The organism is Lelliottia sp. EB106-05-01-XG201, assembly GCF_058791735.1.
In genome coordinates this window covers 1,053,238-1,068,029 of sequence record NZ_JBYTDV010000001.1, presented here as the reverse complement: position 1 = coordinate 1,068,029, position 14,792 = coordinate 1,053,238, and the positions used below count along the sequence as shown (strand labels likewise).

Below are 14,792 nucleotides of genomic sequence, written 5' to 3'. Positions count from 1 at the left end.
AACTCTCTGTAATCACGCCACCAGCAAGGAGACGAAGGCTAAAAAGGCAAAACCAAACCCGGCCCAGGTAATGCGCGAGGTGGCGTTGAAACGCAGTCGTGCCATGCTGTTTTCAAACAGGGCGATAATCAGCACACCGGCTACCAGCTTGAGTACAGCGATCGCCACCGCCAGCAGCAAACCCGCCGTCGAGAAGTGCGTCATCTGCCCCCACGGGAAGAAGACGCCGACAAACATCTGCAGCACCACCAGCTGTTTGAGGCTGATGCCCCATTTCAGGACCGCAAAACCGTAGCCGCTGTACTCCGTCAGCGGGCCTTCCTGCAGCTCCTGCTCCGCTTCCGCGAGGTCAAACGGCAGTTTGCCCATCTCGATAAAGGTGGCGAACGCACAGGCGCAGAGGGCCAGAATCAGCGGAACGCTGCGGGCGACGGGCCAGTGATAGACGGTATCCGCGATAAAGCTGATGTGGGTGGAACCCGCGACCTGCGCCGCGACCCACAGGCCCAGCAGCAGGATCGGCTCGACCAGCACGCCGAGCATCGCTTCGCGGCTGGCACCAATTCCGGTAAACGGACTGCCCGTATCCAGCCCGGCAATGGCAAAGAAAAAGCGCGCGATAGCGAAGAGGTAGATCAGGGTAATCAGATCACCGAGCACCGGCAGCGGCGACGCGACTGTCACCACCGGCAGCGCGGTGGCGATGGTCAGCATCACGCCGACCATCACGAACGGCGTCAGGCGGAAGACCCAGCCGGAGGCGTCCGGGGCGATACTCTGACGGCTCATCAGCTTGAAGAGATCGCGGTACTCCTGGAGTACGCCCGGACCGCGACGGTTGTGCATTCGAGCGCGGGCCACGCGGGTGATGCCCGAGAGCAGTGGCGCAGCGGCGAATAACACCAGCGCCTGAAGTAATGCCAGTAACAGACTCATGTCAGGCTCCTCGTGAAATCACAATCACCACCAGCACCGCCAGCTCGACCAGCGCGAGGCGGCGGAACAGCGTGGGCGCAGCCGCGCTTTGCCAGCCGGGGATCATCCTGACCGGGTTCAGGGCGTGGCGCAGTTTGAGCACAAAGGCGAAGTTCTCTTTCACCGGCATCGCAAAACCGTGTGCGGTGATGACCATCGACTGCTCATGTTCATACCCGCACGCCCATGCCGTCCCGCGTGAACGGGCGGGCAGACGGTCGCGTCTGAAGAACATCATTAGCACCAGCGGCAGAAGCGGCGCGGCGATCAGCAGCAGGGCCATCATCGGTTGCGAAACGGCGGTGTGCGCGGTGGCGAGCGGCAGCGGAACCGCACTCCCCAGCAGCGGCAGCAGCCACGGCGCAGCCACCCCGCCTGCGATGCAGCACAGAGCCAGCAGCACTACGCTCGCCGTCATCAGGGCCGGCGCGCAGCGGGCGTTTTCCGCCTCGCGGGTGCGCGGCGCGCCGAGGAAGGTGACGCCGTAGACTTTCGCCATACACATCACCGCCAGCGCGCCGGTAATCGCCAGGCCGACAGCCAGCATTGGCCCCAGCAGACGGGCGACAAAAACGTCGCTCTGGCCGAGAGCAAAGAAGGACTGATAGATCACCCACTCACCGGCAAAACCGTTGAGCGGCGGCAAGGCGGCCATCGCCATCAAACCGACCAGCATTGAGAGCGAAATCAGCGGCATTTTTTTGCCGATACCGCCGAGCTTTTCGATATCGCGGTGCCCGGTGCGGAACCAGACGCTGCCCGCCCCGAGGAACAGCGTGCTTTTAAACAGGCTGTGGTTAACGAGGTGATACAGCCCGCCGATAAAGCCACAGGCGATCAGCGCCGGATGGTTCAGCGCCAGGCCGGTCAGCCCCGCGCCCAAGCCAAGCAGGATGATGCCGATGTTTTCCAGGGTGTGATACGCCAGCAGACGCTGGATGTTGTGCTCCATCAGGGCGTACAGGCCGCCGACAAACGCGGTGATCATCCCGGCGACGAGCAGCACCACGCCCCACCACAGCGGCGGCTGGCCACCGATCAGGGAAAGGGTGAGGATGCCGAACAGACCGGCTTTCATCACTACCGTCGAGAACAGCGTCGCGGCGGGGGCGGACGCATTGGCATGCGCCTGCGGCACCCAGCCGTGCAGCGGAATAATCCCCGCCAGCAGACCAAAACCGACCACGCCCGGCAGCCAGATATCCGCCCCGAACGGCAATATCTGCGCGCGGGCGCTCAGGAGATCCAGATCCAGCGTGCCGTAGCGCTGCCACACCAGCCAGCAGGTCAGCGCCAGCAGAACGGTACCGAGCCGCCCGAGGGCAAACCACAGTTTCCCGGACGGGCTGCAGCCGGTCAGGAAGACGCCGCACAGGGCCATGATTTCCGCCATCACCACCAGCGCCGCCAGATTGCTGGCGACGACCGTGCAGACGGCGGCGGCGAGCAGGAGATTGATCAGCAGACCGTTGGGTTTGGTCTGCGGGTGACGATGCCAGTCAATGTTGAACAGACTGACAAACAGGCCGCACAGACCAAAGGTGATGAGCCAGACAGCGTTCAGCGGCGTGAGCTGAACGGTGTGGCGAACGAGCGGCATCAGGCCTTGTGCATGAATCCCCTGCGTTAACACCATAAACCCGGCCAGCGCGGCGATCGCGCTACCGATTGCCCCACCGATCCCGGCGGTCCATCCGCTGAGAGTTTTGTGGAACGAGAAGAGCAGCGACAGCACGGCGGCTGCCACAAACCACGCCACAGCGCTGTTAATCAGAGTCACAGCGTTCATTTCGCCCCCTCGTTTTGCGCCTGAAACAGCGACAGATCGCCAAAATCGGTGTTTACCGTCAGCTCGCGTTTGCGTTTACTGGTCCGCGCAATATCCTGGATGTTAACCAGAATCAGCGCTTTGGTCGGGCAGGTGCGCACGCAAGCCGGGCCTTGCTCGTCAAAGCTGCACAGATCGCACTTCACCGCCACGGCGCGCACGCCCGGCACCCAGTCGAGCAGGCTGCTGACGCGGGCCGGTGCGGGAGGCGCAGGCGGCGCTTTTGGCGAGTTGGCGTTGGCCGGAATATGCAGCGGACGGCTGCCGGAAAATTCAATGGCGCCAAACGGACAGGCGATGCCGCACAGCTTGCAGCTCACACACAGGCTCTCGTTCAGCTGCACCGCGCCATCGATACGGGTGATGGCATTCACAGGACAGACGCCCGCGCAGGGGGCATCCTCACATTGATGGCAGAGCTGCGGGGCAGACTCTTTTTCATTACGCATAACGCGCAGGCGCGGCATCGACTGCAGCCCGTGCAGGCGGTGTGTTTCGGAACACGCCGCTTCACAGGTGTGGCAGCCAATACAGACCGTCGAGTCAGCAATTACAAAACGGTTCACCGGGTAGTCCTCTGGACAGTGTCATTTTTGACGACGACGTGCCATATCGACACATCTCGACACCCAAACATCAGGCGGGGCGCGATTCGCTTACCAGTTCGCGCAGATTCACCGGCAAATTGTGTTCTACCGCCGCATAGAGGCCGTCGTACACCGGCGCGATCTTTTCCAGATAATGTTCAAGCACCTGGTGGCGATCGCGGGTGCTGACGTGGCCGTCAACCATGCCGTCAGTCATCAACTGCGCCTGGGCAATTCGCTCTCTTTCGCCGTCTTTGGTTTCGACGTGGTATTCGATGACGTGGCTGTTGAAGTTGTCCGCCAGGGTGACGTAAATCGTGAAGTGGCCAAAGAGGATGAAGCACAGATCCTCCTGCGCCGCGCAGCTCATGGCGTGGTGCAGATGGGCTTTTGACAGGGTGATACCCTGTACCAGTGAGTTGCAGTAGAGGTGCCACTGCTCCTGTAATTGTTGATGGCGTTGCGCGATGTAATCCGCTTTTTCGCTAAGTTCCCAAATAGTCATCTCAGGTATCCGGTTAATGGAGATGAGGGCTCTTAAGCAGATTCTGTGCCAGTTTTTATCCTACTGATATTTATCGATTTTAAATCATCTACCCTGTCAACATCAGCGTGTCGACGTGTCATTTCGTCAGCGCCGACATCGTCACGCCTTATCTCAAATTAAGCTGGCATCGTTATTGCATTAACGCCTAAAACATCAGGAGGCGTCATGCACGAAATCACCCTCTGCCAGCGCGCGCTGGAACTTATCGAACAGCAGGCGAAGCAGCACCACGCAAAACGCGTCACCGGCGTGTGGCTGAAAGTCGGGGCGTTTTCCTGCGTCGAACCCAGCGCCCTGACCTTTTGCTTTGAGCTGGTGTGCCGCGACACGCTGGCGGAAGGCTGCGAGCTGCATCTCGAAGAGCAGCAGGCCGAATGCTGGTGTGAGACCTGCCAGCAGTACGTCACGCTGCTGTCATCGAAAGTGCGAAGCTGCCCGCAGTGTCAAAACACCGGGCTTAGGATCGTCGCGGACGACGGCTTGCAGATCCAGCGCCTCGAAATAGACCAGGAGTAAATCATGTGTAGTACCTGCGGTTGCGCCGAAGGCAACCTGTATATCGAAGGGGACGAGCATCGCCCCCACTCCGCGTTTCGCTCCGCGCCCTTCTCTCCCGCCCCGCGCAACGCATCAGCGTTGACCGGCCTGCGCTTTGCGCCGAAGCCATCGGACGAAGGCGACCTGCATTACGGCCACGGCGAAGCGGGCACCCACGCGCCGGGCATGAGCCAGCGCAAAATGCTGGAGGTGGAGATCAACGTGCTGGACAAAAATAACCAGCTCGCCGCCCGCAACCGTGCGCGTTTCGCCGCTCGCCAGCAGCTGGTGCTGAACCTGGTTTCCAGCCCCGGCTCCGGCAAAACCACTCTGCTGACGGAAACCCTCAAACGCCTGAACCAGCGCGTCCCGTGCGCGGTGATCGAAGGCGATCAGCAGACCGTGAATGACGCCGCGCGTATTCGTGAAACCGGCACCCCGGCGATTCAGGTGAATACGGGCAAAGGGTGTCATCTGGATGCGCAGATGGTTGCCGACGCTGCGCCGCGTCTGCCCCTTCCTGATACGGGCATTCTGTTTATCGAGAACGTGGGCAACCTCGTCTGCCCGGCCAGTTTCGACCTCGGTGAACGGCATAAAGTGGCGGTGCTCTCCGTCACCGAAGGGGAAGACAAGCCGCTGAAATACCCGCATATGTTTGCCGCCGCCTCGCTGATGCTGCTCAACAAAATCGATCTGCTGCCGTACCTCGATTTTGACGTCGAGAAGTGCCTGGCCTGCGCCCGGGAAGTAAACCCGGAGATTGAAATCCTGATGGTTTCCGCCACCAAAGGCGACGGCATGGAGAGCTGGCTGAGCTGGCTGGAGAACGAGCGATGTGCATAGGCGTTCCAGGACAGATTCGCGCCATCGACGGCAACCAGGCCAAAGTCGAAGTCTGCGGCGTGCTGCGCGATGTCGATCTCACGCTGGTGGGCGTTGTGGATGAAAATGGCGCCTCGCGCCTCGGTCAGTGGGTGCTGGTCCACGTCGGTTTTGCCATGAGCGTGATTAACGAAGACGAGGCCCGCGACACCCTCGCGGCGCTGCAAAACATGTTTGAAGTCGAGCCGGACGTCGGCGCGCTGCTGTTTGGCGAGGAGCGTTAAACCATGCGCTACGTTGATGAATATCGCGCCCCGGAACAGGTGATGCAGCTGATCGCGCATCTGAAAACGCGCGCTTCGCTGCTGGAGTACACCGCCGCGCGCCCGCTGCGCATCATGGAAGTGTGCGGCGGCCACACCCATGCCATTTTCAAATTCGGCCTCGACCAGCTTTTGCCCGATAACATTGAATTCATTCACGGCCCCGGCTGCCCGGTGTGCGTCCTGCCGATGGGCCGAATCGACAGCTGCATTGAGATTGCCAGCCAGCCGGGGGTGATTTTCTGCACCTTTGGCGACGCCATGCGCGTGCCGGGGAAAAATGGTTCGCTGATGCAGGCCCGCGCGCGCGGCGCGGATGTGCGGATCGTCTATTCGCCGATGGATGCCCTGAAGCTGGCGGCGGAGAACCCGGCGCGCAAAGTGGTCTTTTTCGGCCTCGGGTTTGAAACCACCATGCCCGCGACGGCCATCACCCTCCAGCAGGCCAAAGCGCAAAATCTCACCAATTTTTTCTTTTTCTGTCAGCACATTACGCTGATCCCCACCCTGCGCAGCCTGCTGGACGAGCCCGACAACGGCATCGATGCGTTTCTGGCGCCGGGTCACGTCAGCATGGTGATTGGCACCGGGGCCTACGGTTTTATCGCCGCCGACTATCATCGCCCATTAGTGGTTGCTGGATTCGAACCACTTGATCTACTACAAGGCGTGAACATGCTGGTTGAGCAGAAAATAGCAGCCCTGAGTACGGTGGAAAATCAGTATCGCCGCGTGGTTCCCGATGCGGGCAACCGGCTGGCACAAGAGGCCATCGCCGAAGTGTTTAGCGTCGAAGGCGACAGCGAATGGCGCGGGCTGGGGCTGATTGCCGAATCTGGCGTCCATCTGACCGACGCCTATCAGGCATTCGACGCCGAAGCGCATTTTCGCCCTGTGCCGCAGCAGGTTTGCGACGACCCTCGCGCCCGGTGTGGCGCGGTGTTAACCGGGAAATGCAAACCGCATCAGTGCCCGTTATTTGGCAACACCTGTAATCCGCAAACCGCGTTTGGCGCGCTGATGGTCTCTTCCGAAGGAGCCTGCGCCGCGTGGTATCAGTACCGCAATCAGGAGTGTGAAGCATGAAGACGGTGGAAATGGCCCACGGCAGCGGCGGCCAGGCGATGCAGCAGCTGATTGGTCAGCTGTTTATGTCCGCCTTCGACAACCCGTGGCTGGCAGAGCAGGAAGATCAGGCGCGTATCGCGCTCTCATCCCTGACCGCCCAGGGCGATCGGCTGGCGTTTTCCACTGACAGCTACGTCATCGACCCGCTGTTTTTCCCCGGCGGCGATATCGGCAAGCTGGCGGTGTGCGGCACGGCGAATGATGTGGCGGTGAGCGGGGCTATCCCACGTTTCCTCTCCTGCGGTTTTATCCTCGAAGAGGGGCTGCCGATGGAGACCTTAACCGCCGTCGTCCACAGCATGGCGCAGACCGCGCGCGACGCGGGCATCGCCATCGTCACCGGCGACACCAAAGTGGTGCAGCGCGGCGCGGCGGACAAACTCTTTATCAATACGGCAGGCATGGGCGCGATCCCGGCGGAGATCCGCTGGGGCGCGCAGCAGCTCGCGGTTGGCGATGTCTTGATAGTGAGCGGGTCGCTGGGCTGCCACGGCGCGACGATCCTGAATCTGCGCGAAGGCCTGGGGCTGGACGGCGAACTGCAGAGCGACTGCGCGGTACTGACGCCGCTTATCCAGACGCTGCGTAACTGCCCTGGCGTCAAAGCCCTGCGCGACGCGACGCGCGGCGGTGTGAATGCCGTGGCCCACGAATTCGCTGCCGCCAGCGGCTGCGGGATTGAACTGGCCGAAAGCCAGCTGCCCGTCAAACCGGCGGTGCGCGGCCTGTGCGAACTGCTGGGTCTGGATCCGCTTAACTTTGCCAACGAAGGCAAACTGCTGATCGGCGTGGAACGTGCTCACGCCGAAGCGGTTCTGGAAAAACTGCGCGCCCATCCGCTCGGGCAGAATGCCGCTATCATTGGTGAGGTGGTTGAACGCAAAGGGGTGCGACTGACTGGCCTGTATGGCATCAAACGCACGCTGGATCTCCCGCACTCGGAACCGTTACCCCGTATTTGCTAGAACCACGCGAAAAGTGGTCAGCACTGTTTCTCTTTTTTTTGCCAGTTTCTTTGGAAGCGATATGTCGTATACACCGATGAGCGATCTTGGACAGCAAGGGCTGTTTGATATTACGCGCACACTTTTACAGCAGCCCGATCTGGGTTCACTGAGCGATGCCCTCACCCGGCTGGTCAGGCAGTCTGCGCTGGCAGACCGCGCCGCGATTGTGCTCTGGAACAGTACCAGCCAGCGTGCGAGCTACTTTGCCACGCGCGACAACGGCAAGCCCGTCGAATATGAAGATGAAACGGTGCTGGCGCACGGCCCGGTGCGCCGTATTTTGTCGCGCCCGGACGCCCTGCACTGCAACTTTGAGGAGTTTCGTCAGGCCTGGCCGCGACTTGCCGACAGCCCGCTGTATTCGCCCTTCGGTCACTACGGCCTGCTGCCGCTGGCGGTGGATGGCCGCATCTTTGGCGGCTGCGAATTTATCCGCAATACCGATCAGCCCTGGAGCGAAGCGGAATACGAGCGCCTGCATACCTTCACCCAGATCGTCAGCGTGGTGGCGGAGCAGATCCACAGTCGCGTCACGGATAACGTCGATTACGACTTGCTGAGCCGCGAGCGCGATAACTTCCGCATTCTGGTGGCGATCACCAACGCGGTACTCTCCCGGCTGGACATGGACGAGCTGGTGAGCGAAGTCGCGAAAGAGATCCATCACTACTTTAAAATTGACGCCATCAGCATCGTGCTGCGCGGGCATCGCAAGGGCAAACTGACGATTCACTCCACCCACTATCTGGATGAAACCAACCCGGCCCACGAGCAGAGCGAAGTCGACGAAGCCGGAACGCTCTCGGAGCAGGTGTTTAAAAACAAAGAGATGCTTTTGCTTAATCTCAGCGAGCGCGACGAGCTGGCGCCCTACGAGCGGATGTTGTTCAACTCCTGGGGCAACCAGATCCAGACTCTGTGCCTGCTGCCGCTGATGTCCGGCAACACCATGCTCGGCGTGCTGAAACTTGCCCAGTGCGAAGAGCACATCTTCACCACCACCAATTTAAAACTGCTGCGCCAGATCGCCGAGCGCATCGCCATTGCCCTCGATAACGCCCTGGCGTATCAGGAGATCCACCGCCTGAAAGAGCGGCTGGTGGACGAAAACCTGGCCCTGACCGAACAGCTGAACAACGTCGACAGCGAGTTCGGCGAGATCATCGGCCGCAGCGACGCCATGTTCAGCGTGCTCAAACAGGTCGAGATGGTGGCCCAGAGCGATAGCACGGTGCTGATCCTCGGCGAAACCGGTACCGGGAAAGAGCTGATCGCCCGCGCGATCCACAACCTCAGCAACCGCAACAGCCGCCGGATGGTGAAAATGAACTGCGCGGCGATGCCTGCGGGTCTGCTGGAAAGCGACCTGTTTGGTCACGAGCGCGGCGCGTTTACCGGAGCCAGCACCCAGCGTATTGGCCGTTTTGAACTGGCGGATAAAAGCTCGCTGTTCCTCGATGAAGTGGGCGATATGCCGCTGGAGCTGCAGCCAAAATTGCTGCGGGTATTGCAGGAGCAGGAGTTCGAGCGCCTCGGCAGCAACAAGCTGATCCAGACCGACGTGCGCCTGATTGCCGCCACCAACCGCGATCTGAAAAAGATGGTCGCCGATCGCGAGTTCCGTAACGATCTCTACTATCGACTGAACGTGTTCCCGATTTGCCTGCCGCCGCTGCGCGAGCGTCCGGACGATATTCCACTGCTGGTCAAAGCCTTTACCGCCAAAATCGCCCGTCGGATGGGACGCAATATCGACAGCATTCCGGCGGAAACCCTGCGCACGCTTTCCGCGATGGAGTGGCCGGGCAACGTGCGCGAGCTGGAAAATGTGATTGAGCGGGCGGTGCTGCTCACGCGCGGGAACGTGCTGCAGCTTTCCCTGCCGGAGGTCATGGTTTCACAGGAACCGATGCCGGTGGCAGAGCGCCCACAAGAGGGCGAAGACGAATATCAGCTGATTGTCCGCATCCTGAAAGAGACCAACGGCGTCGTCGCCGGGCCGAAAGGTGCCGCACAGCGTCTGGGGCTGAAACGCACTACCCTGCTTTCACGCATGAAACGCCTCGGGATTGAGAAGGATATGCTGGTCTGATTCACACCCTCTCCGGCGGGAGAGGGTTTCCTTTCAAATTCATGTTATAAATTTCCCGGTACATCCCATTCAACTGTTCTCCAGGAGGTAACATGTCTGTTTCCGCTCGCAACCAGCTCGCCGGTACCGTCAGCGCCACATCGCACGGCGCCGTTAACGATGAAGTTGAACTCACCCTGACCGGCGGTGCAAAACTGGTGGCGATCGTCACCACCAGCAGCAAAGAGGCGCTGGGTCTGGTACCGGGGAAAGAAGCGATTGCGCTTATCAAAGCGCCGTGGGTAACGCTGGCGACGGAAGAGTGCGGCCTGAAGTTTTCCGCGCGTAATCAGTTCGCAGGTGCGATCAGTCAAGTGACCGAAGGTGCGGTTAACGCCACGGTACATGTGAAAACTGATGCAGGGTTTGAAATCGTTGCCGTGGTCACCAACGAGAGTCGCGAAGAGATGCAGCTTGCGGCGGGTAAGCGCGTTATCGCCCTCGTAAAAGCGTCTGCCATTCTTATCGCCACCCGCGCATAATCCTCAGGTGCCGCACGGTGTGCGGCGCTATTTTTTCGGGCGGTACTTTTCCGGCAACTCCGGCACCGGACGGCGATCGTCAATCAGATGGCGAATCGTCAAAATCGGGTGTCGCCATAACATCCGTGGCCCGGCCCAGCGCATCACCTGCTTCATCTCTTCCCGTTTCGCGGGCTGGTAGCAGTGAACGGGACACTGTTTGCAGGCGGGTTTTTCTTCGCCAAACACACACTTATCCAGACGTTTATCGGCATAGGCGTTCAACGCCTGATAATGCCCCGCCTCGCGCGATGCCTCAGGGCATTGCCGCGCATACAGCGCAATCATTTTGCTGATGGTCTCTTTTTCGCGGGAGATGCGTTTTCCTGACATGTCACGTTACCGGTCAATAAAGTGCATTTATAATACATTTTTATAGCCCCCTTTTCAGCCCGTTTTCATTATTTGCATTCCATTTTCTGAAGACCGCTTCCAGTTTTAAACCTATCCTTGCCGCATTTTACTGGTATTTTATACAGGTAAAATTAATGCCACCTGGCCGCTGTTAAGGGAGTTTTTTATGTCAGAAATGATCGCTGTTCAGCCGCAACGCCATCTTAAAGTGGGCTACTTCAGAAAGCGCCACGAAGATCGGAACACCAAAATCCCCAAACGCTATAGCGTACACGCCGCATTGAGCCTGAAAGGCGACTGGCTGGAACAGGCAGGATTTAAAACCAATTCGCAGGTCCGGGTAATGGTTGAGCACGGAAAATTACTCATTGAGCTCATGGATAAACCGGTGGCGTAAACTCTCGACTTTTTACTGCGCCTGGTCATTTTTTCATGCGACAATAGAGGGAATTAACGAGCTGTTGGCCGCTCAAAACGCAACAATTTCAAAGAAATGGATATCATAACTCCATGAGCACAATCGACAATTTAACCGCGCATACCCCGATGATGCAGCAGTACCTGAAACTGAAAGCTCAGCATCCGGAAATTCTGCTGTTTTATCGTATGGGCGACTTTTACGAGCTTTTTTATGACGATGCCAAACGGGCGTCGCAGCTGCTCGACATCTCGCTGACCAAACGTGGCGCATCAGCGGGTGAACCGATTCCGATGGCGGGTATTCCGCATCATGCGGTGGAAAACTATCTGGCGAAGCTGGTGAATCAGGGTGAATCCGTCGCCATCTGCGAACAGATTGGCGATCCGGCCACCTCGAAAGGTCCGGTGGAGCGCAAAGTCGTTCGCATCGTCACGCCAGGCACGATTAGCGACGAAGCGCTGCTCCAGGAGCGTCAGGACAACCTGCTCGCCGCCATCTGGCAGGACAGCAAAGGTTACGGTTACGCCACGCTGGATATCAGCTCCGGGCGTTTTCGCCTGAGCGAACCCGCTGACCGCGAAACCATGGCAGCAGAACTCCAGCGCACCAATCCGGCGGAGCTGCTCTACGCCGAAGATTTCGCCGAGATGGCCCTGATTGAAGGGCGTCGCGGCCTGCGCCGTCGACCGCTGTGGGAATTTGAAATTGATACCGCACGCCAGCAGTTAAACCTGCAATTTGGCACCCGCGATCTGATTGGCTTTGGCGTGGAAAACGCCCCGCGTGGGCTGTGTGCCGCAGGCTGTCTGCTGCAGTACGTGAAAGACACCCAGCGCACGACCCTGCCGCACATTCGTTCCATCACCATGGAGCGTCAGCAGGACAGCATCATTATGGATGCCGCCACGCGCCGTAATCTGGAGATCACCCAGAACCTCGCGGGTGGAGTAGAAAACACCCTGGCGGCGGTGCTCGACAGTACGGTCACACCGATGGGCAGCCGCATGCTCAAGCGCTGGCTGCATATGCCGGTGCGCGATACGGCGGTGCTGGTAAGCCGCCAACAGACGATTGGCGCCTTGCAGGATCGCTTTACGGATCTGCAGCCGGTGCTGCGTCAGGTGGGCGATCTGGAGCGTATTCTGGCCCGTCTGGCGCTGCGCACGGCGCGTCCGCGCGATCTGGCCCGCATGCGCCACGCCTTCCAGCAGTTACCTGAGCTGCGCGCGCAGCTGGCGGAAGTCGATAGCGCGCCGGTGCAAAAGCTGCGTGAAAGCATGGGGGAATTTACTGAACTGCGCGAGCTGCTGGAGCGCGCGGTGGTTGAAGCACCGCCGGTGCTGGTTCGCGACGGCGGTGTCATTGCCCCTGGCTACAACGAAGAGCTGGACGAATGGCGCGCCCTGGCGGACGGTGCCACGGATTACCTGGATAAACTGGAGATCCGCGAGCGCGAGCGTCTGGGGCTCGACACCCTGAAAGTCGGGTACAACGCCATTCACGGCTATTACATTCAGATCAGCCGCGGGCAGAGCCACCATGCGCCGATCCACTACGTTCGTCGCCAGACGCTGAAGAACGCCGAGCGCTACATCATTCCAGAGCTAAAAGAGTACGAAGACAAAGTCCTCACCTCCAAAGGCAAAGCGCTGGCGCTGGAAAAACAGCTCTATGAAGAGCTTTTCGACACGCTCCTGCCGCACCTGGCCGATATGCAGCTCAGCGCCAGCGCGCTGGCTGAGCTGGACGTGCTGGTCAACCTGGCAGAACGGGCTGACACGCTGAACTACACCTGTCCGACATTTACCGACAAGCCGGGCATTCGCATCAGCGAAGGGCGTCACCCGGTGGTGGAGCAAGTGCTCAACGAGCCGTTTATCGCCAACCCGCTGAATCTCTCTGCCCAGCGCCGGATGCTGATTATCACCGGTCCGAACATGGGCGGTAAAAGTACCTACATGCGCCAGACCGCGCTGATCGCCCTGCTGGCCTATATCGGCAGCTACGTTCCGGCGCAAAGCGTAGAGATTGGCCCTATCGATCGCATCTTCACCCGCGTGGGTGCGGCGGACGATCTGGCCAGCGGTCGCTCCACCTTCATGGTTGAGATGACCGAAACCGCCAACATTCTGCACAACGCCACGGAAAACAGCCTGGTGCTGATGGATGAAATTGGTCGCGGGACTTCGACCTATGACGGTCTTTCCCTGGCCTGGGCGTGCGCCGAAAGTCTGGCGAATAAGATCAAAGCGCTGACCCTGTTTGCGACGCACTACTTTGAGCTGACCCAATTGCCGGAGAAAATGGAAGGCGTCGCCAACGTCCATCTCGATGCCCTGGAGCACGGCGATACCATTGCATTCATGCACACGGTGCAGGACGGCGCGGCCAGCAAGAGTTACGGCCTGGCCGTTGCTGCGCTGGCGGGTGTGCCGAAAGAGGTGATCAAACGCGCACGCCAGAAACTGCGCGAGCTGGAAAGTCTTTCGCCAAACGCGGCGGCGACGCAGATTGACGGTTCACAGATGTCGCTCCTGTCCATGGCGGAAGAGACGTCACCGGCGCTTGAAGCGCTGGAGAATCTCGATCCGGACTCCCTGACGCCGCGTCAGGCGCTGGAGTGGATCTATCGGCTGAAGAATCTGGCGTAAATTCTCGCACTCAGCATTAACCGGCTCTGGTGCGCAGATAGTCAATAAAGAAGCGCACCTTAGCCGAAACATGCTGCGTATCGGGATAAACCGCGTAAATGCCCTGCTGCGCAAAACCGTAGTCGGGTAACAGATGCACCAGCCGCCCATTTTCCAGCTCGGCTCTCACCAGCCATTCAGGCAACAATGCCACGCCAGCTCCCGCGAGCGCAAAGGCCATCAGCGCCTGAGCGCTGTCGGCAAACAACCGTGCAGGTCGCTTAATCTCTAACAGCACACTTTTCCCGCTGGCATCGGTCACCTGCCAACGCAGCGGTGCAGGAAGACGTTCGTGAATCAACCACTCGGCCTGCGCCAGCGCATCCAGCGAATCAACCGGATTTGCGGCCAGCCATTCAGGGGCGGCCACGGGGTATATCGCAAAACGTGAAATCAGCGCCGCGTGATAGCGAGAGTCGGCAAGCTGACCCAACCGAATGGCGACATCGAAACGCTCTGCAATCAAATCAGCATGATGCGAAGAGGCGACGTGGCGTATCCGTAAATCCGGGTGAAGCCGACTAAACTCCGCCAAAACCGGGATAATCACCTGCGCGCCATACTCCGGTGTGGAGGTGATTCTCAGCTCACCGCTCAGGCCAACATGGCTGGCCCTGACTTCATCCTGTAAATTCTCCGCGGCTTTTAACAACTCGACGCCGCGCTGGTAAAAGAGCGAACCCGCTTCCGTCAGCGTAATACGCCGCGTCGAGCGCAGGAGAAGCGTTACGCCCAACTCGTTTTCCAGCTGCCGAATATTGAAGCTCACAACGGCTTTTGTTTGTCCGAGCGCAGTTGCCGCTGCGGTAAAACTGCCGGTGTCCACCACGGCGACGAACGTCGTCATTCGCTGTAAATTGAGCATAGCTGCCACCATTACTGTCAAAATTATTTTGACAGTATATCGCCAGGGACGCC

At 59.5% G+C, this 14,792-nt stretch carries 15 protein-coding genes; 9 read left to right on the top strand and 6 right to left on the bottom strand.

Annotation, left to right across the window (positions count from 1 at the left end):
- Positions 1–12: 12 nt before the first annotated feature.
- The 4 genes from AC3WS9_RS05020 to hycA all read right to left on the bottom strand — a co-directional run bounded on the left by AC3WS9_RS05020 (position 13) and on the right by hycA (position 3,895).
- Positions 13–936: a respiratory chain complex I subunit 1 family protein gene (locus AC3WS9_RS05020; protein WP_492487058.1), complete on the bottom strand. Its 924-nt coding sequence runs from the start codon at positions 934–936 to the stop codon at positions 13–15.
- A 1-nt stretch (position 937) separates the two neighbouring features.
- Positions 938–2,764 carry a formate hydrogenlyase subunit 3 gene (gene hycC, locus AC3WS9_RS05015; protein WP_492487056.1) on the bottom strand — a complete coding sequence of 609 codons (1,827 nt, stop codon included), beginning with the start codon at positions 2,762–2,764 and terminating at the stop codon, positions 938–940.
- Positions 2,761–3,369 carry a 4Fe-4S dicluster domain-containing protein gene (locus AC3WS9_RS05010; RefSeq protein ID WP_492487054.1) on the bottom strand — a complete coding sequence of 203 codons (609 nt, stop codon included), beginning with the start codon at positions 3,367–3,369 and terminating at the stop codon, positions 2,761–2,763. The genes hycC and AC3WS9_RS05010 overlap by 4 nt, the downstream gene beginning before the upstream one ends.
- A 70-nt stretch (positions 3,370–3,439) precedes the next feature.
- The gene (gene hycA / locus AC3WS9_RS05005; protein WP_492487052.1) at positions 3,440–3,895 is read right to left on the bottom strand and encodes a formate hydrogenlyase regulator HycA; all 456 of its coding nucleotides are present in this window, start codon (positions 3,893–3,895) and stop codon (positions 3,440–3,442) included.
- A gap of 207 nt (positions 3,896–4,102) precedes the next feature.
- Between hycA and hypA the strand changes: the two genes are divergently transcribed.
- From hypA to AC3WS9_RS04970, 7 genes are all read left to right on the top strand, one after another.
- Complete coding sequence (hypA, locus tag AC3WS9_RS05000) at positions 4,103–4,453, top strand: hydrogenase maturation nickel metallochaperone HypA (RefSeq protein ID WP_282493052.1); 351 nt, start codon at positions 4,103–4,105, stop codon at positions 4,451–4,453.
- Between the two features lie 3 nt (positions 4,454–4,456).
- A complete protein-coding gene (gene hypB / locus AC3WS9_RS04995) occupies positions 4,457–5,320 on the top strand; it encodes a hydrogenase nickel incorporation protein HypB (protein WP_492487050.1) in 864 nt (287 codons plus the stop codon).
- Entirely contained in the window at positions 5,311–5,583 is a 273-nt protein-coding gene (locus AC3WS9_RS04990; protein ID WP_282493050.1) for a HypC/HybG/HupF family hydrogenase formation chaperone, read from the top strand. The genes hypB and AC3WS9_RS04990 overlap by 10 nt, the downstream gene beginning before the upstream one ends.
- A gap of 3 nt (positions 5,584–5,586) precedes the next feature.
- Positions 5,587–6,708, top strand: coding sequence for a hydrogenase formation protein HypD (gene hypD, locus AC3WS9_RS04985; protein WP_492487048.1), 1,122 nt, complete (start codon positions 5,587–5,589; stop codon positions 6,706–6,708).
- Positions 6,705–7,715: a hydrogenase expression/formation protein HypE gene (gene hypE, locus AC3WS9_RS04980; protein WP_492487046.1), complete on the top strand. Its 1,011-nt coding sequence runs from the start codon at positions 6,705–6,707 to the stop codon at positions 7,713–7,715. Before hypD ends, hypE begins: the two co-directional genes overlap by 4 nt.
- A 61-nt stretch (positions 7,716–7,776) precedes the next feature.
- Complete coding sequence (flhA, locus tag AC3WS9_RS04975) at positions 7,777–9,849, top strand: formate hydrogenlyase transcriptional activator FlhA (RefSeq protein WP_285144844.1); 2,073 nt, start codon at positions 7,777–7,779, stop codon at positions 9,847–9,849.
- Between the two features lie 92 nt (positions 9,850–9,941).
- Positions 9,942–10,370, top strand: coding sequence for a TOBE domain-containing protein (locus AC3WS9_RS04970; RefSeq protein WP_285144843.1), 429 nt, complete (start codon positions 9,942–9,944; stop codon positions 10,368–10,370).
- A 27-nt stretch (positions 10,371–10,397) separates the two neighbouring features.
- Here the strand turns inward: AC3WS9_RS04970 and AC3WS9_RS04965 are convergent, their stop codons facing one another.
- Positions 10,398–10,742, bottom strand: a complete 345-nt coding sequence (locus AC3WS9_RS04965; RefSeq protein WP_282492826.1) for a nitrous oxide-stimulated promoter family protein — start codon at positions 10,740–10,742, stop codon at positions 10,398–10,400.
- 187 nt (positions 10,743–10,929) lie between these two features.
- Here AC3WS9_RS04965 and AC3WS9_RS04960 point away from each other — a divergent pair, with 187 nt between their 5' ends.
- Together AC3WS9_RS04960 and mutS are read left to right on the top strand one after the other, a co-directional pair.
- Positions 10,930–11,160: a SymE family type I addiction module toxin gene (locus tag AC3WS9_RS04960; protein WP_492487043.1), complete on the top strand. Its 231-nt coding sequence runs from the start codon at positions 10,930–10,932 to the stop codon at positions 11,158–11,160.
- A 113-nt stretch (positions 11,161–11,273) separates the two neighbouring features.
- The gene (gene mutS / locus AC3WS9_RS04955) at positions 11,274–13,835 is read left to right on the top strand and encodes a DNA mismatch repair protein MutS (RefSeq protein ID WP_282492824.1); all 2,562 of its coding nucleotides are present in this window, start codon (positions 11,274–11,276) and stop codon (positions 13,833–13,835) included.
- A gap of 16 nt (positions 13,836–13,851) precedes the next feature.
- Here the strand turns inward: mutS and AC3WS9_RS04950 are convergent, their stop codons facing one another.
- Positions 13,852–14,739: a LysR family transcriptional regulator gene (locus AC3WS9_RS04950; RefSeq protein ID WP_492487041.1), complete on the bottom strand. Its 888-nt coding sequence runs from the start codon at positions 14,737–14,739 to the stop codon at positions 13,852–13,854.
- Positions 14,740–14,792: the final 53 nt, after the last annotated feature.